Below are 24,168 nucleotides of genomic sequence, written 5' to 3'. Positions count from 1 at the left end.
TATTGTTCAAAAAAAATAGGATGAAAGGGATTGCTCGCACTTTCGCTCGGTTCACAATCTTCGGAGTACTTCATGGGGATCCCTGTCCATAAAGCCGCTAACAAGAAAAAGCTTCAAGAAGCAGCACAGAAATTGAAAGCATTTAATTCTTTTATGAACGGCCAGAAATCGGCAGAAGAGGTTAGCAAATTGATTCAGAACCGCGTCATGACGTATCTAAACGAATAACTAAAATGTCGGGAAATCTTTGAAGAGTTTGTATCTAAAATGCTCCTTATACATTTTGATATAGCCTTTGGCTATAACTAGGTATAGTTTAATACAGTTATACTATATCTACGCATACGTGTTATCTTTCTTGTAACAAGTTGTATAGGAGTGTTGCAAGATGGTGAAAAGCAGTGTATTAGGGTATCCGCGTATTGGCGCGGATCGTGAATGGAAGAAAGCACTAGAAGCATTCTGGTCCGGCAAGCTTGAAGAGTCGGCATTTCATAGTCAGTTGCAGGAAATCCGATTGAATCATCTGCGTAAGCAGCAGGAGAAGGGCATCGACTTCATTTCGGTGAATGATTTTAGTTATTACGATCATGTTCTTGATACAGCCACCATGTTCGGAATTGTTCCGCAACGTTTTGCTTACGAGGGTGGCGTTGTACCTTTGTCCCTATATTATGGTATTGCCCGCGGGACGAAGGATGCTACAGCAAGTGAAATGACCAAGTGGTTTAACACCAACTATCACTATATCGTTCCTGAACTGGATGGTGCTGTACCGACGGTTACAGAGAATAGACCTCTTATCGCCTACCGAGAAGCAAAAGAAAAGCTCGGTATCGAAGGAAAGCCGGTAATCCTAGGACCGTTAACATTCCTGAAATTGTCTAAAGGATATGATGTTTCGGAGACAGATGCCTGGCTGGAGCGTCTGTTACCGCTCTATGTACAGGTATTGCAGGAGCTTGCGCTTGAAGGTGTAGAATGGGTGCAGATTGATGAACCGATTCTCGTAACGAAATTACGCGAAGCAGATCTTGAGCGTGTAAAAACAATTTATAGTACGTTCGCCACGTCGGTCCCTAAGCTGAACATTATGCTGCAAACCTATTTTGAATCCGTCGAGAACTATAGTGACATCGTTGCGTTGCCCGTCAAAGGTATAGGGCTAGATTTCGTGCACGGATTATCCGGCAATATCGCTTCGATCAAAGAATTAGGATTTCCTGCGGAGAAGGTCCTCGGTGCAGGCGTCATCGATGGCCGTGGCATCTGGAAGGCGTCACTTCGTGAGAAGTTGTCATTACTCCAGGTGTTAACGAGATTAGTAACGGCGGATCAGCTCATCGTGCAGTCGTCATGCAGTTTGCTTCATGTTCCGGTCACCGTTCAACATGAGGCGAAGCTCTTACCAGAACTAAAAGGCGCGCTCGCATTCGCAGATGAAAAGCTGGACGAGCTTGTCCTTCTGGCAAAAGGAATCTCATTCGGCGAAGCAGAAATTGCAGACGAGCTGGAACAATGCGAAAGTGCGATTCAGGCGCTTAAGCAATCGGGTGAGCGCAATCGTAACGACATTCAACAAGCCGTTGCTGCCATTCGTGTTCAAGAACCAAAACGGAATCGACCTTTCGTCGAGCGTCATCTGGCACAACAGAACAAATGGCAATTGCCGCTGTTTCCGACGACGACCATTGGCAGCTTCCCGCAATCCGCTGAGGTGCGGAAGGCCCGTCAACAGTGGCGTAAAGGTGAATGGAACAATGAACAGTATGCCGACTATATCCGGGAGCAAATTGATATCTGGATTAAGCTGCAAGAAGAGATTGGTCTAGATGTTCTGGTACATGGTGAATTCGAACGGACGGACATGGTTGAATTTTTCGGTGAGAAGCTTGCGGGCTTCGCGTTCACACAGTACGGATGGGTGCAATCGTACGGTTCTCGCTGCGTAAAACCACCAATTATATTCGGAGATGTAGCGTTCGAAGAAGCGATGACGGTCGAGGAGACGAAGTACGCGCAATCGAAGACCACTCGCCCTGTAAAAGGGATGTTAACCGGCCCGATTACGATCATGAACTGGTCGTTCGTCCGCGATGACATCTCACGTGAGTTAATTGCTTACCAGCTAGCGTATGCACTTAGACAAGAGGTTGAAGCGCTCGAGCAGGCAGGCATTGGCATGATTCAGGTGGATGAACCTGCGGTTCGCGAAGGCTTGCCGCTTAAGGAAGAAGATCAAGCAGAATATCTGTCATGGGCGGTCAAAGCGTTCCGCATGACCACCTGTACGGTTCAAGATACGACGCAAATTCACACACATATGTGTTATTGCGAGTTTCATGACATGATTGATTCGATTGAAGCGATGGATGCGGATGTAATTTCGATCGAGACCTCTCGCAGCCATGGGGAACTTATTCATAGCTTCGAGGTCAACACGTACGAGTTAGGTATCGGCCTAGGTGTATATGATATTCACAGTCCACGCGTTCCGCGCGTAGAGGAAATGACGAGTATGATCGATCGCGCCTTGCATGTACTGGATCCGAAGCTTTTCTGGATCAATCCGGACTGCGGACTGAAAACACGCGGATACGAAGAGACCGTAGATTCCTTGCGCAACATGGTTGAAGCGACGGAAATCGCGCGTGCGAAGCACTCTGTGTCGTTGGGATTCAATTCATAGACACTTGGAAGATCAATAGGATCGAGCAGTCGCTGAGGCGGCTGCTCTTTTTTTGTCAGTACAGCTTAGTTGTTATAAGAATTTATCCCCATTTATGATAACTTATCCCTTATGCCTGAATCGTCTTTTCTTGATAATGGAGGAGTACGAAAACGAAGGAAGTACAAAACGTGGCCAACAAACTTGGAGGAGAAGAAGGAGGTGGGACCTGATTTTACATGCAATAATGCAATATTGTAAGCGATATCATTCTGTGTCTATTAAGGGAGGATAACTACGAATGATCGTCAATCGCGTTGTGTTCCGTAAGACTTGCATGTTCACCTTAATTGCAATCCTCGTTCTATCGCTTCTTCAGTTCCTACCGACGAGTATACCGAAAGCGCATGCTGCTGTATCCAGTAAGACAATGGTTGGTTATTGGCACAACTTCGATAATGGCTCCGGCTTCATTAAGCTGCGCGATGTCTCACCTAAATTCGATGTGATCAACGTATCTTTCGCAGAGCCTTCTTCCGGTGTTACCAATGGAACCATCGGGTTTACTCCTTACAATTACACGGACGCCGACTTTAAAGCGGACGTCGCTTACCTGCAAAGTCAAGGCAAGAAAGTCATCATCTCCATCGGAGGGCAGAACGGCCAAGTACAGCTTGCCAGTACGGCAGCTCGCGATAATTTCGTAAACTCCGTTACAGCAATCATTGAGAAATACGGCTTTGACGGGTTGGATGTTGATTTTGAGGGACACTCGCTCTTCTTAAATTCGGGTGACAGCGACTTCAAAAACCCGACTACACCAGTTATTGTCAATTTAATATCGGCGCTGCGGTCGATTAACGATCACTTCGGGACAGATAAATTCTATCTAACGATGGCACCGGAAACTTTCTTCGTACAACTCGGTTATTCCTTCTATGGCGGCAGCTGTATCAGCTGTGACAGCCGTGCGGGTGCATATCTGCCCGTCATTTATGCGACTCGTGATATTCTCGACTGGCTGCAAGTTCAGAACTATAACTCCGGTCCGATCACTGGACTTGACAATCAATATCATAATATGGGCACTGCCGACTTTCACGTTGCAATGGCCGACATGCTTCTGACAGGCTTCCCGGTTGCCAAAAATCCGAACAGTTTCTTCCCAGCACTCCGACCGGACCAAGTACTGTTAGGATTACCAGCTAACGCAAATGCAGGCGGCGGCTTCACCTCCGTAGCCGAAGTGCAAAAAGCCCTCGACGCGCTGATCAAAGGCGTACAGCTTCCCAGTTACCAAACTCGCGGCAGCGCAAACGGCTACCCGGATTTCCGCGGTGTCATGACGTGGTCCATCAACTGGGATAAGTTCAATCAATTTGAATTTTCCAATAGTCACCGCTCTTATCTGGATGCCTTGAGCCCTTCGGTTCCGGATACGCAGCCACCGACGGCTCCCACGAATGTAACAGTGACCTCCAAATCTTCAACCAGTATTAATCTCAGCTGGACAGCCTCAACAGACAACGTTGGGGTGACGGGCTATACAGTGTATTATGGTCCGCAATCCCTTGATGTAACAAGCACCAATGTATCGATCACCGGTCTTACGCCGAATACTTCCTATGTCATCACCATCAAAGCGAAGGATGCCAAAGGCAACCAATCCGCAGCCAGCACACCGATCACGGTCACCACGGATACTGACACCGGCGGAGACTTATCACCCCCAACGGCACCAAGCAACGTACAAGTGACAGTAAAAACAGCAACAAGCGTAACCCTGAGCTGGACAGCTTCCACCGATAATGTCGGCGTCACAGGTTATACGGTGACGTACGGAACGAACACCACCAATGTAACTGGAACTACCGTCACGATCACCGGGCTAGCTCCAAACACCAGCTACACATTTACCGTGACCGCAAAGGATGCTGCTGGTAATGTTTCTCCTGGTACCAGCATCAACGTGACAACGGACGCCCCAAGTGGTGCTCAGGCTTGGGCTCCGAACATCAGTTATAAAGTAAATGATGAAGTGACTTATGGAGGCAAAACCTATCTTTGCCGCCAACCGCATACCTCTCTTCAAGGTTGGGAGCCACCCAACGTTCCTGCACTTTGGCAGCTCAAATAATTTTATTTCACTCGAATCAGGCGATTCACCAGCTTAAAAACTCCCTTACTTCGGTTGAATGCCGAGTGGGGGAGTTCTTTGCCATGAGAATGACGTCTATGCAATTCGGGTTCCATTTGGAACCGATTCATCGGGTTTCAAGAGCACAACATCACCCTCTTCTGGAACGCCGCCAATGACCAACACCTCTGATTTAAACCCTGCGATCCGTCTAACAGGGAGATTGACGATTGCGACCACTTGGCGGCCAATGAGCTGCTCCGGAATATATCTGCGAGTAATTTGCGCGGAAGAGTACTTCATCCCTAACGCTCCGAAATCGATTTTCAATTTTATTGCTTCCTTTTTCGCTTCGGGAAACGGAACGGCTTCAATGACGGTTCCAACCCGTAAATCTAATTTAACAAAGTCTTCAATGGTTATCATCTTGATTACCCCCATTTTGAATAGATGGGCACTTAGCTTAATCCAAGTCCTTATTCCATGTTACACACCACAAATATCATGTGTTTTATTGAATTCGCCGTAACTTTTTACCATTTGTCATGTATTGATCAGCTTTTTTCTATCTTGCGTGTTTTTCGATATTGACTTGGTGTGATTCCTTCATGCTTTTGGAATAAACGAGTTAAGGAGGATTGATGTTCTAAACCTACGTGTATAGCAATTTGTAATATAGGCAGATTCGTATCGCGAAGCAATTCTTTTGCCTTATTTATACGCACTTCCTGAATATATACCGAAGGGGATTTGCCCGTTTCTTTGAAGAACCAATCCGCATAATAGGTACGATTGTAATGTTCAAGGACTGCAAGCTGACTGACCGAAATATCCTCATGATAATGCTCGTGAATATACCTGATCGATGTTGGCTGCTGTTCTTGAAGTAAATAATGCGAAATATAAGGGAAAAGCTCTTTCATTGCTGAACCTTGTGCAGCCTTACGATCGATTTCATGCTGGATCAGATATCGAATCCCTCTCCATTGATGATTTAATGCATAAGAAGTTCCGCCATGCTGTATTTCGCTCCATGGAATCATATAATGAGGGATATCCAAAACAATAAACTCGTTAGGTCCAGTGGAGTGAAAAGAGTGATAGCAGTGAGGAGGCACAAAAAATAACGTTTCTGGATCTACTTGAAGGTTTTGTGCTTCCGTTTTGATCGTAAGTTCTCCTTGTAGCGGAAGAATTAACTGCGCATATGAATGCGTATGGGCGCATTGCTTTGCCGTATACGTGCGTCGTTCGGCTATGATTTCTGTGAATGAATCCATTTCATATTCTCCCTAAATACAAAATATGGTCTAATATTGCTTAAAAAAGCTCAGGATTTAAAGAACAATTCCAGCTTTGTCATAAATGCTTTGGCAGCTCGACTTACATATTTATCATGGCGATAATAGATTTCTAATTCTCTAATCGGAGCAAATTGAATCGGTATGGATAAAATATCTTGCGTTTCTAGGCTCTCCAACAATTGACTTGGTTGTATGGTGGCTCCGACGCCTTCCGTAACCAATCTAAACAAAGAGGCAGCGGACCCGGTCTCCATTATAGTATGGATGGTAATCTGATGCTTTCTACACCAATCATCAATTAAATCACGTCCATAGAATCCCTTAGGATACAGGACCAAGGGGATTTTAGCAATATCTTCAGGTGAGACCCTATCCCGCATGGCGAATACATGAGCTTTGTTGACATAAAGGCTGTAGTTTTCCGTATAAAAGGGAATTTGGCTCAGACGCGGGTCCGGTTGAATCGCTAAACCAACGCCCATATCCACCTCATTGTCCAATACTTGATTTAGAATATCAATCGATGGGATCACCTGAACTTTTGTATTCGGGAAATCATGATGAAAATCGATGAGCAATGATGTTAATCGATAGTCCAAGTCCGATGGCAATACAGCAATACGTAAGTGACCATTGTCCAAATTAGTGAGATCAGCGATTGCAGTTTTGGCATTTTCTAATTGTTGAATAATCTGCGCGGCATGGTGCTCCAAAAGTTTTCCTGCTTCTGTTTTGACGGTTTTTTTTCCGATACGGTCGAACAGTGGGACGCCTAGCTCATCTTCCATCACCTTGATTTGTTGACTTAGTGTTGGTTGCGAAATCCCCAATTTATAGGCTGCTTCTGAAAAATGCAATTCATTGCATAACATAAGGAAATATTGTATTTGCCTAATTTCCATGTTCGGTAATCCTTTCATCCATAGATACGGGCTATTGTTATTATAGAAATAATAGTATTGATCTCTAATAAATGCAATTCTATAATGAGTGCATGACAGAAGTGAGACAATGAGGGAGGCAGCAACAGATGAAATTATCTAAAATCACGTTAAAAACTCATCAATTCGAAGCGATCAAAACCTTTTATGGAGAGCTGTTAGGGCTACCCGTTCTGGAAGACTCATCATCTCCATTATCATTTCAAGCCGGAAGTACAATCCTCTCTTTCACCGAGTCATCCCCTAAGGAGAGCCCGTATTATCATATTGCATTTGCGATTCCGACGAATAAGTTCCAGGAAGCGAAGAAATGGGTGATGGAGAAGGGGATTTCGTTGGTCTCCAGTGAAGGAAGCGACGAGTTTTTATTCGAAAATTGGAATGCAACAGCGCTATACTTCTACGATCCAGGTCACAACTTGATTGAATTTATAGCGCACCATACGATCAACAATGCTACGGATGAGCCTTTTGGGTCGAAGCATCTTCTATACATTAGTGAAATCGGCCTTCCTGTCGATGATGTTCCAGAAGCTGTCAGCATGCTATCGGACGCCTTCCAACTCAATAAATGGAGTGGGGATGGATTGCAATTCGCAGCGGTGGGTGACGCAGAAGGGTTATTCATTGTAGTGAACAAGCAAAGACCCTGGTTTCCTGACAATCGAGTTCCAGCCACATTTGATACCGCAGTCACTTTTGAAGGCACGGATTCCCCGACCCTTTTACTCCAAAACGGTCTTTATCAATTAAAATCAACTTCATCCTAAAAGAAATCCGCGTTATGCGGTTTTTTTATTATCGAAGATGAGAGAGTAGTGTTCCGATCATGGACGGCAGTCGTGTTCGATTATAAGAAAGTCCCCAAATAAAAAAGCAGTCTAGAAACTTATCCTAAAGTTCTAGACTGCTTTTTGGGTTGAACTGTTGATCCAATAAGTAAGAAGCCCCGCTTCACTACTCCTCTAAGTGATCTTCTTATAAAATTTATGAACAATCTACTTCTTTACAATAAGTTATTCCTTAGTAATATACTTTTTACCTAGCAGCCACATGCCGCTGCTTAACACGAAGAAATAGAGAGGCATCGTAACCAAAGAACCGTTATGAAGATAACTCATTCCCCATGTCGTTAAGCTAACGAGCAAATAGTATCCTAAGCTAAAAATCGCGCCAGCCGTTCCTACAACATCATGAAATTTGACGAGGGCAAGACTGAGACAATTAGGCAAAGCCATGCCAGCCCCGAGTAACATCACAAACATCGTGATTAATATTAAAATCATCATGATCGTATCCGGCAACGTGACAAGGAAACAGATCATCGTTAATAATAAAGCCCCGATCGTCATCACGAGACATCCAATATGAATAATCTTTTCCGGTGCATAAACGGTCAGTAATCTTTTGGAGAACATCGCTCCGATGATCGATGCCAATGCCACAATGATGCCTAGGAAACCATAGACTCCCGGCGATAGTTGAAAGTGTTCCACAAATATAAACGGTGCTTCAGCATAGTAACTGAATAATACCCCATTTATGCCGCCAATTAGGAACCCAAACGCCAATACGCGCGGCATCGATAGCATTCTTTTCATAACGGGCAGAATCGCGACTTTTTTCCTTTGGGTTACATCGGTTGTTTCTGGCAGTTTTAAAAAGGCATACCCAAACAACAAAGCGCTCATGATGACAAGCGAGAAGAAAACAGCTCTAAAGCCAAGAACTTGATCAACCCACCCGCCAATGAGCGGACCTACTGCGGGCGTAAACGCAATGACAGCGGATATTTGAGCAAACATCGCATGTCGTTGGGTTCCAGATACGCTTTCCCGAAGAATCGTTTGGGTAATAATGGAGCCTGTTGCTGCTCCAAATGCTTGAATGAATCGGCTGACAAGCAGTAATTCAATAGATTCCGCGTAAAAACACATCAAGCTTCCCATACCGTATATGATGAGACCACTAAGCATGGCAGGTCTGCGCCCGATAATATCAGAAAGCCACCCAAAACAGAAGACTCCTAGAGCAAATCCAATAAAATAGATACTTAAGGTTAACTGTACAGAACTATTCGAAACCCCGAGTGCTGCTGAAATATCCGGTAATGAAGGTGAATAAATGGTTTCACTAATCTGTGGAAAAGCGACAAGAACAATCATTAATAGCAAAGATGGTGTTGTATTTTTTTTCATTATATATGAGCCCTCCTACAAGCTTATAACTTGAATCTGTGCGACAAGAATATAAGCCTAGCTAGGGAAATGGGGGCATCATGATTGCTAGACGTTGATAGATCATCATCATAAATATTACCTTTCATGTTGGTTAATAGGAGGGCTTACTTTACGACCGATCGGTAATGCTTCGGTTATAGAATAGATATCATGTCCCGTAGTATAAGTCAAGGTTTCTGGGTCGATTGGTCCGTTGTCTTGGATGCTTGGGCTCTGTATACTTTGATTAGATATAAGGAGGGGTATATGTTGATAGATGTTTGGACGGAGACGACATACAACATTCCATGGCAGCGATTAACGACCGCCTATGGACGAGGAACGGACATCCCACAGCTGATTGAAACGGGGCAGTATAAGGCGTTGGCCGACTTGATCGAGCACCAGAGCACCTTGTGGCAGGTAACACCTTGGGTATTGCTTGAACTTCTGCGGGAACTTGCGAATCGGAAGACGGAGCCGGAGAAGGTTAGTTTGGATGAAATCGAGTTGTACATTGCTGTTGCTTCTTGCTTTACCGAACAGGATATGGAATCGGGACAACCGATTACATCGATGAGCGAGCTGCTGGATGAAAAGTACTTATGGCCCGTGGATGATCAGGAAGATGAGGAAATGTGGGAGGAAGAGGAACCTCCGGGTTACGAATCGGAGGCATTTTTCAGCTATTATTATGTAAGTTATTCGTTATTGAAGCAGGCAGAGCCTGTATTTACTGCGATCATGAATGGCAACGACCAACTCGCTCCAACCCTTCGTGAGCTGTTGCTTCTTCTAGAGGAAGATAGAAGCGAGCAGTAGCGAGATGATATAGAGCGCTTGAATGAGCAATAATTGAAAGCCAGTCTTACGCATGATGATTGTGTTTTGACTGTTTTTTTGAATTACTCTTTTTGTAAAGTTTCTTTTTCTACATGAGAAATACTGCATTCTACAAAATGCAACACCTCGTCGGATATAGGATATAGTCCTGACTCATGAGCTGGGCGTTTCCTCACTTCCCAGAACTTTTCCATTAATGCCTCATCTCCTTGAAAGGTATCGTCTGACAACTTCATTAACTCGCAGGCAATGTGATAGCCCTCATCGGATTCTGGCGGAATGGATTGCTGTATACACCACTCGATGCGGCGCAGCAAAGAAGCATACTGTTGAGTCGATTGGTCACTGCTGCTGAGATTCGGGAGTGATCTCTGTAGAAATGCACTTTCGTCATCTTTGAAGTAATCCATCCACTTGTTGGAGTTGGTTTGCGCGTTATGTACAAGATGAGAAACCCGATCCCAGGAGAGCGTACCTTCTAGATCAATCATGTTGATCAGAGAGGTCGTGTTTGCAATGCTGGTCTGAAGTGAAGCTAGCTGTTCCTGAAGATGATTATGGTGCGCAATCAAAATATGACGAAATGACAGCTTATTCAATAAATTTTGAATATCTTCTAGTGGTAGTGACAGTGATTTGAGCAGTGTGATTTTCTCGAGCGTGAATAAATCTTCTTCCGAATAATAACGGCGACCGTTATCTTCCTTATAACTTGGTGTAAGAAGGCCAATCTGATCATAATAACGCAGCGTCCGAACTGAAATACTCATTTGTTTGGATACTTGTCCTGTTGTCCACCTATTCATGCTTTCTTTCCTCCTGAAAAATTATGCTTGCAGGTGACGTTACGTCACCTAATATAGTTAAATTATAACATAGAGGATTGAGGGATTACTTATGAACAAGACAGAGATGTGGAAGAAAATGGACTCGTGGACATGGCGTGAACTGGTTGCTTTACTTACGCTTGAATTTGTATTTGTGATGTTTGTGATAAAATACGCGGCGCAGTCGATGTATGAACAATGGTTGAATAATACGCTTTATTCAGGGACACTTACAGGCCTTACGATTGCGGTTATACTTTTGCTAGGATTATATTTTGTTGCTTTACGGCCGAATAAGCTATCATGGACAGAAGTAGGCGTGAAGACATTTTCCGCAAGAGATTGGTGGAGGATTCTGCTCTGGACTCTAGCTCTCATCGTACTCAGTGTAGCGGCTGTTTACCTCACAAGTTTCCTAGGAAACACGGTGGACAATAGCAAAACAGAGAGTCTGAAGCAACATGTTACTCTATTTACTGTACTTATAGGTATAGTATCGGCAGGAATCATTTCCCCTTTCTATGAGGAAATCTTTTACCGTGGATTTATATATCGTTGGTTCCGCACACGAATGGGCATGGGGTGGGCGATTGTGATGAGCTCGCTGATCTTTACCGCTGCACATTTTCCTACAATGAATGCCATGCCTGTGAATTTTATTAGTGGAGTCGTGCTTGCTTGGACCTATGAGCGGACGGGATCGGTAGTACCTGGTATGATCGTACACGGTGTGTTCAATACGATTGCAGTGATTTTAACAGTGATGAGTTAGGGAGTTAGAATGATGGTTTTGATAAACGATGAACCAAACAAAAAGAAGTTTCTCGGATGTAAGGAGGAAAGACTATTAATACGAGCTATAAAAGAGTTATGATTTTCTTTGTGCTATTTCTAGTCATCTTGACACTCCCCTTATCTATTAAGGCAACAACAAGCTATTTTCAAACGAAAAGATTACTGAGAGATGTTGGTATAGCACTAGAATCACATTTTAAGGAAAACTGCACGCAAGAGATTAGAATAGAAAATCTATGGTTAACAAAAAGAGATTTCCTCATCATCGGTGGACCATATTTTGAATATGGCTTTGACTATTATACTGGGGGAAAATGGAAAAAATACGAAGATAGAGCAGGTCATCAGAACAATTTTAGCTTACTATTAAATGATAATTATTTTTGTTCTACAAGTACGAATTATCTAGTATATAATGACTTGAATAAGACTATGGTTAAAGATAATTTCAGCGAAAATTATGCAGTTAAAGTATCCATTTGGGGTAATTTTGAGAAACAATTATTATTCCTCTATGGATCTATCATTCTTATTATTGATACCTTGATTGCAGCTGTTTGGTGCTTGATCATTTTTATTAGAAAAAGAAAAGCGTAGGTTTGTAGGTTATCCAGTAAGCACAAATTTTTTTTGTGATAAACACGTTCGCTAATGGTGACATACAAGATGTCACTGAGCGTGTGCTATGATGAAATCCTAACTTGCCCCGGGTTAGACCTAAACGGAAGGAGGAGGCCGAAGTGAGGCGAATGGATCGCTTGATCGCTATCGTGATTGCCCTGCAGCAGCGACAGGAATCTGCGCAAATGCTCGCGGATAAGCTTGAGGTGTCTAAACGTACGATTATGCGGGACATGCAAGCGCTCTCTGAGATGGGCATACCGCTATATGCGGTGACAGGCCCAGCTGGAGGGTACAGGTTGTCGGAAGGCTACCGGTTGCCTCCATTGCAGCTTGATGTCCAAGAGACATTGACGGTGCTTGTGGCCCTGCGTGCGCTGACGGCCTATGCGGATACACCTTTCAATCGGGAGAGGTGGACCGTCATTGATAAAATACGCCACATTCTCCCGCCAGCTGCGCTGCAGCAAGTTGAGCCGCTTCTTGAATTAATGCGTGTCGAGGTGCCTAAACGTTCTTTCAAAGCGCCGCTCTTGAATGAACTGATTGACTACTGTTCGCGAGGGGCGTGGATGAAGGCATACTATCGGTCAGCGAAACATCGCCGTTGGCTGCTGCTTCAGCCCAAAAGCGTGTATGCTGAGCACGGGTTCTGGTATTGTGAGGCCTATTCGCCTACGCATGGGGAGCTGCGGATGTTCCGCGCCGATCGCTTTGAAGAACTGCAAGACGCCGATCCGGCTTCCGTGCAAGATCAGGTGGAGCAGGCAGTTTCGATCAAAGGGGATGCCGTGAGCCAAAGTATTCGGATTCGAGCTACATTAAGCTACCGGGGCATGCTCCAAGTCGAACAAGACCCTCATATCGGGGAAAAAGTGTACGCCCTGCAGGACGATCTGTGGGAAGTTGACTTCCAGTGCCCGGGAGCGGAATGGGAATGGGCAACGAGGTTCTTTTTTGCGCTTGGCGCAGATGCGAACGTGCTGGAACCCGAAGAGCTGCGGGCCGTTCTCTACGAAAAAGCCCGTGATTTATGTAACCGTTATGAAGTGAAAGTTGAGCAATTCGAGGCAATGTCGGGTCAATCAAAGGGAGAAAAAAGGAGATAGGATTATGAATGGTGTTGAACAAATTCGGAATCATCTATTGGATGAATTGGATTTATCTGTCCGTACGGTTGAGTCACTTCTAGCTAGAATTAAACAGGACGAGTGGGGATATCGGCCAGCGGACAACATGCGAACCTTATTGGAGCTGGCGCATCATCTTGTGTCGATTCCAGCCACCGACCTGGCTATTCTGCAAGAGAAAACGCAGGCAGAAGTGGAGCAAGTGGAAACGAGCGTGAATGAAATCAAGGACCCTCAAGAACTGGGTGCACGGTTTCGGGCTAATTACGACCTATTACGGGAGTACATGCTCTCATTAAGCGAGGACGAGCTATTGAACAAGTCCACCAAAGCATTTTACTTGGAACAGGGCATGGTTCAAATCAAGTGGCTCATCGAAATCGTCACGCATTCGTTTCACCACCGTTCGCAGCTTTATAACTATTTGAAACAGAACGGGCATGAACTTCAGTTCTTCATGCTGTACAGCTAGCATTACCCATAAAATCACCTAAAGAGCGTCGTGTGAGTCACAGGCGCTCTTTCTTATTTTCGTTTTGAGTGATGTATACACGTTCTCAAGGTAATTCATTGATCTTGGCTAAATTCTACTTTGATTAGACGTAATTTTTTTAAAATGTTAATATTACGACCAAATAGCGACATATTCATTTCATGTTCGAAAGGTTGATGCATATGGTTAATAATGATCAAAAAGAACCGATGATCTTTGACATCCATGTAGCGGAAGGGAGTAATTATGAGGTAGGTAAGCAGAGGGCAATTACATTTAAGAAGAATTATCCGGAGGATATTCCGTATTTTATCAGTCCAATGGAAGGCCAGGATTATATAACTGCAGCTACCGCGCACAAGAGAATGATGATGATTGAGAAAATATGTCCTGGTTTTACGGATGAAATACAAGGTTTTGCAGATGAAGTACATATGGCGCCAGAAAAAATGCTATGTTATGCAAATTCATACCACGATTCTCAGCATTGCTGTCAATTTGCAGTGCTTCCATCAAATACGAGCGATGGCCATTTTTATGTGGGGAGGAGCTATGAGTATTTTGTAAGAGATGAAAGAAGTTTATGTATTACCCGGGTAACCGGAAAACCGAAACATATTGGATTCTCGTTGCAAAATGCAGGAAGAATGGATGGCATGAATGAATATGGACTTGTCGTTTCCATGACCAGTACCGCATACTTGAAGCCTCTTGCGGGGGATGGTTGCGAATTTTGGGTCGCGATCCGAGCCATTTTAGATCGATGCAAAGATGTTTATGAAGCTCAATGTCTGCTTGAAGAAATACCTTTATGTACAAATGCGAATTTTTTGGTCGCAGATCCTTCGAATCATGTTGCTATTTTTGAGGTAGCAAGCTTTGCATCAGACAAGAAAAGAATATTTAAGAGGATACCGGCTGGTGATTTATTGGTCGCTACCAATCATTATATGAGCCCTGAAATGAAAGATTTTGATATACACCATTTTTGGAATTCTGAAATACGTTATTCTTCAGTCTGGAATTTCTTATTGCGAGAAGCACCTCATATTAACGAAGAAAAGGTTAAGAAATTACTTTCCACTCCGTATCCGTATGGTCCATGCTGTCATTTTTATGCTAGTGGGATGGGAACGCTAAGAAGTATGGTATTTGATGTCACGGAAAAGAACTTGAAGGTTTGTTACGGCCCACCTGATAGGAACCCATGGCACACGATTGATTTTGATGCTCCAGTTGGACTAGAAGAGATTGTATGCAACTATGAAGATGTGAATATCGATAATCCGGAACAATTTTGGAGAGGCATGTGAATCTAGTGTGATAACACATGGCCCAGAAAGGAAGTGATCGATCACCTCATCGAAGGGGAGAAAAATAATTGGATACCTAGGTTAGAAATCATTCTTCAACATGGCGAAAGTCAACCATTTCCCCCATTTGATCGTTATTCTCACTTAATGATTTAACGCACATGGTGCAAATCGTACGGGTAATGGCAGAGAGATATCGGACGGATGTAGGACCTTGGAAAGAATATTTAGGAATCTTGAATAAGTAAGGTTGGACTTCGGTCTGAACCACATAGAAACGGCCGCCGATTCAACGGTAGCCGTTTTGTTTTACATATATCGCTTGAATGGATGCAACTTTCTAAAAAATGGAATCGTTTAGTTAAGTGGTGTTCCGTATTCATTATATTGTTTATCAACTTCGGCCCAAAAGGCAATGAAAAAGGGATAGAAAAAGAAGTCCTTTAAACCAGCCGATGATGAAAATTGCTTATATTGAGCTACTTGACAATAATCAAGCTATTGCCTTTTATGAGTGGGGCAGGCCAAATGAAGAGTATTTTGCCACAAAGGATTATAAAATAGGTTGGTCATTTAGTAGCCTAAAGGAGAACTTTACCAACTATACGGATATTCTGTATGGAATAATAGTGGATTCGCAAATTGAAACCATACTCATTACTAAAGAAGGTGAGCAGTATCCAGCAAATATCGTTGAGTATGATCACGGTAAAAGGTTTTGGTTCTTAATAACAGATGGAATAGAGCTACTAGATTCTACCGTAACAGCTCGTTCTCATCAAGGACAAATCATTGAGCAGATTCCAAGATAGGTAGCTATATTTGAAATTCTAGAAATTACTTCCACAAACAAGTGATCTAAGGTAATATGAAATTAATATGTTTTTGAAGGGAGTGAGCGGCATGAAAAGCCGGGCTAATCTAACTACAGTAACTTATAAGGTGATTTTAAACTGAATATTGTAGGGCAGACGGTCGTCTGCCACGTTCAAGGATATTGCTGATCATTTTTTTCCTGTTAATGGATAGGGGTTATTTACATTTGCCTTTTTACCCATTAACGAGAATTACGTAGACCGCAAGCATTGCCTTGCGGTCTTTTTGCGTTCAAAAAAAGAGGTAGTTGGAGGTAGGTATGGTAAAAAAGTCATTGCAGTCCATAGGATGGGATTCATTTTTTAATGAACAAGGTTGTCCCCCGCAGTCCAAACTTTCCTTTCCAGCAAGGGTCATTGCTCAACATAATGATGTGTATCACTTGATTTCAGAAAATGGTGAATTCACCGGGAAGGTTACAGGCAGATTTCGATATGCAACCCAATATCTTAAAGATTATCCTGTCGTAGGAGATTTTGTACAAGTAGAGCTTGCGAATGCATCACATCATGTGCTTATTCATTCGGTTCTACAAAGAAAAAACTCCTTTTCAAGAAAGATGCCAATTTCCGGTGGGCGGAAGATGAAGAACGGTGTTGTCGATGGCGGAATAACCGAAGAACAGGTCATTGCATCGAATCTAGATGTGGTTTTCGTCATGTGCGGGATGGATGACAATTTCAATATTTCAAGGATTGAGCGGTATTTAACGCTAGCTAAGCATCAGAAATTAGACGTCATTATCCTTCTTAACAAAATCGATTTATGCGAAAGGCCTGAAGCGTATATATCCCAGGTCAATGACATAGCCAACGGTTCACTGGTGCTGCCAATAAGTGCCGCTAACAAAATGGGACTCGACCGTCTTGCTACTTACATGGTCGAAGGTAAAACGATTGTCTTTCTCGGTTCATCAGGTGTGGGGAAATCAACGTTGCTTAATTCACTTTTAGAAGATGAAGTTCAGGCAACGAGCCAAACAAGTGACTATTCCGGCAAGGGCAAGCATACGACAACGCACAGACAATTGTTCTTTCACCCTTCCGGCTGCATGATCGTTGATACACCAGGTATGAAAGAATTGCAGCTGTGGGCTGAGGACGAGGATCTAGATGCGGTGTTTGCAGATGTGGTAGATCTCATAGCACAATGCAAATTCTCGAATTGCACACATAGAAATGAGCCGGATTGTGCACTTAAGCCCGCGATTGAAAGCGGAATATTATCACGAGAACGTTATACGCGGTATCTAACCCAATGGAAAGAACTGAACCGACTCCATGAAAAGAAAAAAGAATACATGCGGAAATATAGCAAGAAAAGTAAACACTGAACGTGGAATGAATACTAATTTATGAGGAGTTGTCTAACTTTGTTGAAGTTAAAATATCTTTTCAATGATGTGAATTTAGCTGAGATGCTGTTGAAAAACTGGGACTATGATCAAGAATCTATAGAGATGTTTAAATATTATAGAATATCTTCAAATGCAATTTACCCGTTTAGAAACGAAGGGAAGACCCAGCTATTAAGGTTTGCGCCAAAAACAGAGAAGTGTAAAGATCATATCTTAGCAGAACTAGATTTTATTTCTTACTTACGTACCAAGCACTACGGGGTTTTAGAATCGGTTGTATCCAAAAACGGTGAAGAGCTTGTCGAGGCACAAACGCCTTGGGGCGAATACTTTGCTTCTGTGTTTAAACGTGTATCGGGGGTGCAAATGAATCAGACCGACTTTGGTGATACGATTGTCTTCAACTATGGGAAAGCTCTAGGAAAACTTCATCACTTATCTAGTCAGTATACGCCTACAGCAGCCAAAAGATGGTCCTATCATGATGTTTTAGATTGGATTCAGGATTATTTAATGGAATTCCCACAAGAATCAGCAGCCTTGAAGGAAACAAAATTATTACGTGATTATTTTTCATCTTTTCCTATCACAGAAAGTAATTATGGACTTATTCATTATGATTTTGAATGTGATAATGTATTTTATGATCCAGCATCTAACGCTTGTAACGTGATTGATTTTGATGATTCCATGTATCACTGGTATGCCATGGACATTGAGATCGCACTTGAAAGTTTGCAAGACGAGATTCCCGCTGAAATCTTTGGCCATAAAAAACAATTCTTTTGGGACGGCTATTGCACAGAATATGATATCGGTGAGGATATGGCGTCCATCTTGCCAGCATGCAGGCGGTTTTCTAATTTATATGGTTATGTTCGCATACTAAGATCAATAGAAGAAAAATGGTCGAATGAACCTGATTGGCTAATTCATTTGAGAGAGAGATTGACAAAGGCCCTGAAAGAAGAATCTTCTGGTTTTGGAATGGAAATTTAGGGTTATTACGGAGAGATAGCAAATCTGATATCACGCAATGGCGACGATATGTTCTTATCGTCTGCTGTTGCGTTTGTTTACTTTGGAACTCGAATGTGAAATTACGATGGAAACATCACATGGATCAAAGAATTGATCATCGACAAATGTGTTTTGTTCCATGCATAATGAAAAAAATAACAGTTTGCCTCAGCGTCAATTCACAAAACAAGAGTTTCATCGTAACAAGGAGATGAATGGATGTACACCGTATTAGTTGTAGACGATGAAGCGATTGTGTGCCAAGGGATTAAGGAATTCCTGGAGATGTCGAATTTAAGCATTTCACAAGTATGGACGGCCTCGAACGGTTATGAAGCCTTGGATTATTTGCGTATGGAATCCATAGATCTTGTCCTGACCGACATCCAAATGGATGGAATGAATGGCATTGAACTCATGGAATCCATTCTGGCAGAAAAGCCGGATATTCCTGTCGTTGTCATATCGGCACACGATCAATTCGAATATGCGCAGAAGTGTATTCGACTAGGGGCGAGAGATTACTTAATTAAGCCTGTGCAGCTGCCTCAGTTAATTCAAGTCGTTGGCACAGAGCTGTCAGAACGTCATGAAAAATATAGACGGCTCATGGAAGAGTCGTTAAAACTCAAATTTTCGATGACGGGCATGTTATCCTTGCGTTCCTATATATTGAATGAAGTTATCACAGGATCATTGGAGAATGCCGATGATTACCTGTTTATTTTTGAACAAATTGGATTAAAGCTTGAAGGGCCCTATTATTTGGTGCTTGTCATTGAGCTCTCTTGGGAACGACCCGGAGAGGAGCGCGGAACGATCAACTCGCTTCGGGATCGGAATTTACTGAAATATGCGACGATCAATATTATCGAGGAGACGTTGGCAGACTGGAATGCGGTAGCTTTTTATGGTCAAGGCAATCAAATTGTTACGATCCTGCAGATGCATGAGTCCGATTATGCGGAGCGAAGAACGGAAAATATATCAAAGCTGAATTTGATCGGGAAGACGCTTGTTACCAATATTCAAGGATATCTGCATATCGAGGCGGTTGTTGGCATTAGTCCTATACGGTTAGGTCTGGCCGTACTTCCAGAGAGTTATCGCGAAGCAGCCAAAGCAGTGAAATGGCATGCGCTGTATGAAAATCACAATGTCTTTTATGCTGAGGATTTCTCCTTGAAGGAAGCATCGGTGAGTGTGAATTGGCAGGAGAAAACCGAGCAATGGATCGAAAGTATTAAGACCAGAAAAAAAATAGAGGAGATCCAGGGAACCATCCACCGGTTTATCTCTGATATCTCACCTATTTTTGAGGACAACGATACTACTGCTGGCATCCCGCTGAGCATCGCGTATCGGGTTTACACCACGCTGTTAGAGATGAAAGAGATAGTAGGAGACCGGTATAAAGTGCTTGAACCGATTCTATTCTTTCAATTTCCGCTCTCAGGAATCGAAATTAAAAATCGTCTCGCTGACTTTTTAACGGAGGCGGCAGAACTTATTCACTCATCTATGGCAGATCAGGATCAAGCGATTATCCAGCAATCCATTACTTTTATTAGACGGAATTATAGGAACAAAGGATTGAAAATACAGGATATCGCAGACCATGTGCATTTAAGTCCCAATTATTTGAGTTACTTATTCAAGCAAATCGTAGCCGAAACCGTATGGGAATTCGTTACCCGGTTGCGATTGGAGGAAGCCAGACAATTGCTCCTAAATACGCACAAGAAGCGCTACGAAATCGCGGACGAGGTCGGATATGAATCGCCAGAGCATTTTAGCCGCGTGTTCAAACGGTATTATGGGGAGAGTCCCAATGCTGTTCGAGAGTAATGATTGCTAGTCAGATTTTCAAATGGATCGGGGTGAACGTGACATTGTTCAGAAGCGCGCAATCGCAACGATTAACGAAGAAGGCTGTGCTGTTTGTCATCGTATTTATCTTCATTCCGATGCTCCTTATCTTTTGGTTTGGCTCCAATCGGGCCTCCTATTCGATTAAAATTCAGGTAGGACAAGCCTTGTCCGAATTAAATAAACAAAATCATGCGACGATGGATCGCGTAATGGATTCCGTAGACCAGAAGCTTATGAACATCATGAGTTCCGAACTTATTCAGCAATGGAGAGATGATAGGGTATTACATGCGGAACAAGGCTTACAGAAATACATCGCAACCGAAAACTTGCTTAGCAACTATTCGATGAATGTGAACTATTCATTGTTCGTACTGACGAAGCAATCTAGTAATTATTATTTTGCCCCTTCTAGCAATGTATCGGGCGCTGGTGTTTTTTTTATTGAAAGTCTGGCAGAAAGGGATTGGATCCAAAAAGCGGTGGAAGCAGACGGTAAAGCCTTGGTAGAACGTATCGATCAATTCGGATTCAATCAAAATTCGCGAAAAACGATCGCTTTAATTAGATCTGTCACGGATCTTTCTCAGGGTGGAGAACCCATCAGCGTATTAGTGGCTACGGAGATCGAAAAACTGTTGACGACAGAAATGAACTCTATTACGCTTCCAGAACATACAAGAGTATTCCTAACGGATACAAAAGGTACGGTGCTTGTCGGATCGGATACAGGGGAATCAACCTTCATCATCCCGGATCACGGAACTGAATTGCTGCCTAACGTGTGGGTTACGGACAGCCATATGTATGTCTATCATGACAGCCTTTCATATGCCGATCGACTCATCTATGAGATTCCACTCCGCTCATTATTAGGTTCTTATAATGAAGTACAGCGGATTATTCGGATAATCGCGATATGCTATTTCGTCATTATTTTGTTCTTCTTGTTCTATTTAGGGAAGTCTGTCTTAAGGCCGATGGCGAGATTAGCTAGCCTCACCCGTTCCTATGAGCCCGGTAAAGAAATGAAAAGATATGCAGAAGAAGATCGAAAAGATGAAATAGGTACTTCCTACCGCGCTTTTTATTTGATGACGGAACGGTTGAATCAGTTGGTCAAAGAAAAATATGTGATGGAAATAAAGCAGAAAGAGTCTGAGTTGAACTTGATGCATTCCCAAATCACGCCGCATTTGCTGTACAATACTTTAGATTCCGTATATTGGTATGGGATACGAGGCGGTGTGCCGGAAGTTGCTGACATGGTCAGAGACTTGTCGACCATGCTGCGGATCGGTCTAAGCCGTGGCAAAGAAATCATTACGCTCCAGGAAGAATTGAATCACGTCGAAGCGTATTTACACCTTCAGGAGAAACGATATAATCATTCGTTTCATTTCCATATTCATCTGGAAGAGGGGATTGAAGACTATTTACTGCCAAAAGTAATTATTCAGCCTCTCGTCGAAAATAGCATTCTCCATGGGATCGGTAAGATGGACGGGGAAGGGGAAGTTTGGATCGGCATCCAGGTTACGGAGGGCACCCTTCTTATATCCGTGGAGGATAACGGTTTTCGGCCGCTGGATTTGGAGAAGATTCATACGCTTTTGTCAGGAACCGCTGATCCGGACAAAGGTTTTGGCATCCGGAATGTACATAAACGTATCCAATTAAGATTTGGAGATGCGTACGGACTGACTTACGCTGCACGGGAAGAAGGCGGAACGAAAGTTTTGATTAAGCTGCCCGCTATCCAGACCGAGCAAGACCTTGCCGTATATATTGCATAGTTAACTAAAGAACCGCCTGAACAGGGCGGTTTTATTAATGGATAGAATTCATCATAGAGTTCGGAGGAGTCGTCATGGGCTCTATATCTGGTTTTCTTTACAATAAGAAGTATACCAAATATAGAAAGGATGTGAGGGGGTGTCCACACAAGCCGCAAGGGTCAAGGAAAGACATACGGTTCACCCGCTTATTAAAAAAACCAGGGATTACTTCTGGGGAATTCTGTTCCTGTTACCGGCTTTAATCGTGTTTTGTTTGTTTCTTTGGACGCCCATTGCCAAAGGGGTGATGTACAGTTTCATGCATGTCGACTTCATAAAGGGTAACGAATTCATTGGCCTAAGCAATTATCGCGAGGTATTAGCGAACAGCGCCTTGGGTATTTCAATTTGGAACACGATCTATTATATGTTGCTATGCGTGCTGTTCGGGTTCTGGGTACCGAGTATCGTTTCCATTGCGATATCCGAGCTGCGGAGGTTTCAAGGCGCCATGCGGTTAATCGTGTATCTGCCACACATTGTTCCGGCTGTTGTACTCTATGGTATGTGGCAATGGTTATACGACCCGCTTGGGCCAGCAAATCAGATCGCATCATGGTTTGGTAATCACCAATTTATGTGGCTAACCGATAAAAGTATAGCCATGATCTCGATCGTGATTGCCGAAACGTGGCAAGCATTTGGTGGAGCAACACTCATCTATTTGGCGGGTATTGTAGGCATATCTAAGGACTTATACGAGGCTGCCGAAATTGACGGTGCAGGTGTATTGCAGCGAATTCGCCATATTACGATTCCTGGCATTCGTCACCTTTATGTGCTGATGTTCATTCTACAGTTGATTAGTACATCCCAAGGCTTTATGACGCATATGGCACTGACGGGCGGCGGCCCGAACAATGCGACGCTTACGTACATGTACCAGATCATTAATGAAGCATTTACGAACTTAAATTTTGGAAGAGCTTCTGCAATGGGGGTTCTCATGTTTCTTGTGCTTACATCCCTGTCGATCGTACTTTACCATTTCCAAGGAAGGAGCAAAGAAGCATGAGCAATCGTGAACGCAGTATTATGTCATCGTTTGATTTCAAGAAAGGATCGGTTCAGATCGGATATTCCATCATGCTGCTTGCCCTTCTCGTACTCGCCGTGACGATGTTGTATCCATTTGCGACAACGATCTTCTCTTCATTCAAAACCAATCAGGAAATATTCTCATTTCCACCAACTCTCTTCCCGCACCAGTTCCAATGGAGTAATTATGCGGAAGGATTCAAGTATGTGGATTTCATTCGACCTTTATGGAATACGCTGATTCTTTTTGGTGGAAATGCCGTTATCTCTTTAATGATCGTAAGTCTCGCAGCTTTTAGTCTCTCCCAGATGAAGCTGCCATTTCGTAAGGGGGTCACGCTCTTTTTTATGAGCACGCTCATGATCCCGAGCGCGACGTACATGATTCCTAGCTTTTTGAACCTGCAGAGCCTCGGGTTAATTGACTCTTACTGGGCGTTCTGGCTGCCTGCCGGTGCTAGTGCTTTCAATATAATGCTGTTGAGGAGCTTTTTCGATGGCATCAATAAGGAATTGTTTGAAGCGGGGCGCTTGGATGGAGCATCAGAAATTCGTTGCTTTTACCGGCTTGCTGTACCGATGTCGATTCCCGTTTTCTCTACCTTGCTCATTTTTTCATTTACGTCAACTTGGAACGATTGGTATTGGCCGTCTTTAGTATTGACATCACCTGAGAAATATCCTCTTGCGTCCGTGGTGTACCGTAATATTATTCAATCCTTCAATCTGACTTGGAACGTCAAGTTCAGTGTGTTGACGGCAATCATGGTCCCGCCGCTTCTTTTCTTTTTGTTCTTTCAGAAGAACATTATGCACGGTCTTAATCTGTCAGGCGTTAAAGGATAGGTCAAGTGAATCCATCATCACAATCCTTGA

General features: G+C 43.3%; 22 protein-coding genes and 1 pseudogene. 18 read left to right on the top strand and 5 right to left on the bottom strand.

The window, feature by feature from the left end:
- Nucleotides 1-30: 30 nt before the first annotated feature.
- The 3 genes from BVG16_RS21305 to BVG16_RS21295 all read left to right on the top strand — a co-directional run bounded on the left by BVG16_RS21305 (nt 31) and on the right by BVG16_RS21295 (nt 4,805).
- Nucleotides 31-228, top strand: a complete 198-nt coding sequence (locus BVG16_RS21305; RefSeq protein ID WP_078501218.1) for a hypothetical protein — start codon at nt 31-33, stop codon at nt 226-228.
- A 160-nt stretch (nt 229-388) separates the two neighbouring features.
- The gene (metE, locus tag BVG16_RS21300; protein WP_078501217.1) at nt 389-2,689 is read left to right on the top strand and encodes a 5-methyltetrahydropteroyltriglutamate--homocysteine S-methyltransferase; all 2,301 of its coding nucleotides are present in this window, start codon (nt 389-391) and stop codon (nt 2,687-2,689) included.
- A 280-nt stretch (nt 2,690-2,969) separates the two neighbouring features.
- Entirely contained in the window at nt 2,970-4,805 is a 1,836-nt protein-coding gene (locus BVG16_RS21295) for a fibronectin type III domain-containing protein (RefSeq protein WP_078501216.1), read from the top strand.
- Between the two features lie 96 nt (nt 4,806-4,901).
- Here BVG16_RS21295 and csaA read toward each other — a convergent pair whose 3' ends face one another.
- The 3 genes from csaA to BVG16_RS21280 form a co-directional block, all read right to left on the bottom strand.
- A complete protein-coding gene (csaA, locus tag BVG16_RS21290; RefSeq protein ID WP_078501215.1) occupies nt 4,902-5,231 on the bottom strand; it encodes a chaperone CsaA in 330 nt (109 codons plus the stop codon).
- A gap of 128 nt (nt 5,232-5,359) precedes the next feature.
- Complete coding sequence (locus BVG16_RS21285) at nt 5,360-6,085, bottom strand: helix-turn-helix transcriptional regulator (protein ID WP_078501214.1); 726 nt, start codon at nt 6,083-6,085, stop codon at nt 5,360-5,362.
- Between the two features lie 50 nt (nt 6,086-6,135).
- A complete protein-coding gene (locus BVG16_RS21280; RefSeq protein ID WP_078501213.1) occupies nt 6,136-7,011 on the bottom strand; it encodes a LysR substrate-binding domain-containing protein in 876 nt (291 codons plus the stop codon).
- 128 nt (nt 7,012-7,139) lie between these two features.
- Between BVG16_RS21280 and BVG16_RS21275 the strand changes: the two genes are divergently transcribed.
- The gene (locus BVG16_RS21275; RefSeq protein ID WP_078501212.1) at nt 7,140-7,820 is read left to right on the top strand and encodes a VOC family protein; all 681 of its coding nucleotides are present in this window, start codon (nt 7,140-7,142) and stop codon (nt 7,818-7,820) included.
- Between the two features lie 246 nt (nt 7,821-8,066).
- Here the strand turns inward: BVG16_RS21275 and BVG16_RS21270 are convergent, their stop codons facing one another.
- Nucleotides 8,067-9,248 (bottom strand): multidrug effflux MFS transporter, encoded by a 1,182-nt coding sequence (locus BVG16_RS21270; protein ID WP_078501211.1) that lies wholly within the window; start codon nt 9,246-9,248, stop codon nt 8,067-8,069.
- Nucleotides 9,249-9,536: 288 nt separating this feature from the next.
- Here BVG16_RS21270 and BVG16_RS21265 point away from each other — a divergent pair, with 288 nt between their 5' ends.
- On the top strand, nt 9,537-10,091 hold the full coding sequence (locus BVG16_RS21265) for a hypothetical protein (protein WP_144027446.1): 555 nt from the start codon (nt 9,537-9,539) through the stop codon (nt 10,089-10,091).
- A gap of 83 nt (nt 10,092-10,174) precedes the next feature.
- Here BVG16_RS21265 and BVG16_RS21260 read toward each other — a convergent pair whose 3' ends face one another.
- Nucleotides 10,175-10,918 (bottom strand): MerR family transcriptional regulator, encoded by a 744-nt coding sequence (locus BVG16_RS21260; protein ID WP_078501210.1) that lies wholly within the window; start codon nt 10,916-10,918, stop codon nt 10,175-10,177.
- Nucleotides 10,919-11,009: 91 nt separating this feature from the next.
- On the opposite strand from BVG16_RS21260, the gene BVG16_RS21255 reads away from it, so the two are divergent.
- The 13 genes and pseudogenes from BVG16_RS21255 to BVG16_RS21195 all read left to right on the top strand — a co-directional run bounded on the left by BVG16_RS21255 (nt 11,010) and on the right by BVG16_RS21195 (nt 24,138).
- A complete protein-coding gene (locus tag BVG16_RS21255) occupies nt 11,010-11,711 on the top strand; it encodes a CPBP family intramembrane glutamic endopeptidase (protein ID WP_078501209.1) in 702 nt (233 codons plus the stop codon).
- 98 nt (nt 11,712-11,809) lie between these two features.
- Entirely contained in the window at nt 11,810-12,331 is a 522-nt protein-coding gene (locus BVG16_RS21250) for a hypothetical protein (RefSeq protein WP_078501208.1), read from the top strand.
- A 152-nt stretch (nt 12,332-12,483) separates the two neighbouring features.
- On the top strand, nt 12,484-13,464 hold the full coding sequence (locus tag BVG16_RS21245; RefSeq protein WP_078501207.1) for a helix-turn-helix transcriptional regulator: 981 nt from the start codon (nt 12,484-12,486) through the stop codon (nt 13,462-13,464).
- 4 nt (nt 13,465-13,468) lie between these two features.
- Entirely contained in the window at nt 13,469-13,957 is a 489-nt protein-coding gene (locus tag BVG16_RS21240; protein ID WP_078501206.1) for a DinB family protein, read from the top strand.
- 203 nt (nt 13,958-14,160) lie between these two features.
- A complete protein-coding gene (locus BVG16_RS21235; RefSeq protein WP_078501205.1) occupies nt 14,161-15,291 on the top strand; it encodes a C45 family autoproteolytic acyltransferase/hydolase in 1,131 nt (376 codons plus the stop codon).
- Nucleotides 15,292-15,300: 9 nt separating this feature from the next.
- Nucleotides 15,301-15,539 (top strand): annotated as a pseudogene (locus tag BVG16_RS33430) (hypothetical protein); the annotation flags it as partial.
- 207 nt (nt 15,540-15,746) lie between these two features.
- Complete coding sequence (locus BVG16_RS21225; protein WP_078501204.1) at nt 15,747-16,103, top strand: hypothetical protein; 357 nt, start codon at nt 15,747-15,749, stop codon at nt 16,101-16,103.
- A 323-nt stretch (nt 16,104-16,426) separates the two neighbouring features.
- On the top strand, nt 16,427-17,500 hold the full coding sequence (rsgA, locus tag BVG16_RS21220) for a ribosome small subunit-dependent GTPase A (protein WP_078501203.1): 1,074 nt from the start codon (nt 16,427-16,429) through the stop codon (nt 17,498-17,500).
- A 39-nt stretch (nt 17,501-17,539) separates the two neighbouring features.
- The gene (locus BVG16_RS21215) at nt 17,540-18,523 is read left to right on the top strand and encodes a phosphotransferase enzyme family protein (RefSeq protein WP_078501202.1); all 984 of its coding nucleotides are present in this window, start codon (nt 17,540-17,542) and stop codon (nt 18,521-18,523) included.
- 240 nt (nt 18,524-18,763) lie between these two features.
- A complete protein-coding gene (locus BVG16_RS21210; protein ID WP_078501201.1) occupies nt 18,764-20,392 on the top strand; it encodes a response regulator in 1,629 nt (542 codons plus the stop codon).
- A 38-nt stretch (nt 20,393-20,430) separates the two neighbouring features.
- Nucleotides 20,431-22,212, top strand: a complete 1,782-nt coding sequence (locus BVG16_RS21205; protein ID WP_233147125.1) for a cache domain-containing sensor histidine kinase — start codon at nt 20,431-20,433, stop codon at nt 22,210-22,212.
- Between the two features lie 139 nt (nt 22,213-22,351).
- Nucleotides 22,352-23,269, top strand: coding sequence for a carbohydrate ABC transporter permease (locus BVG16_RS21200; RefSeq protein WP_233147124.1), 918 nt, complete (start codon nt 22,352-22,354; stop codon nt 23,267-23,269).
- The gene (locus BVG16_RS21195; protein ID WP_078501199.1) at nt 23,266-24,138 is read left to right on the top strand and encodes a carbohydrate ABC transporter permease; all 873 of its coding nucleotides are present in this window, start codon (nt 23,266-23,268) and stop codon (nt 24,136-24,138) included. The genes BVG16_RS21200 and BVG16_RS21195 overlap by 4 nt, the downstream gene beginning before the upstream one ends.
- The last annotated feature ends 30 nt before the right edge of the window (nt 24,139-24,168 follow it).

The organism is Paenibacillus selenitireducens, from assembly GCF_002021565.1.
Lineage (GTDB): Bacteria > Bacillota > Bacilli > Paenibacillales > Paenibacillaceae > Paenibacillus_K > Paenibacillus_K selenitireducens.
This window is presented reverse-complemented; position numbering and strand designations above follow the sequence as displayed.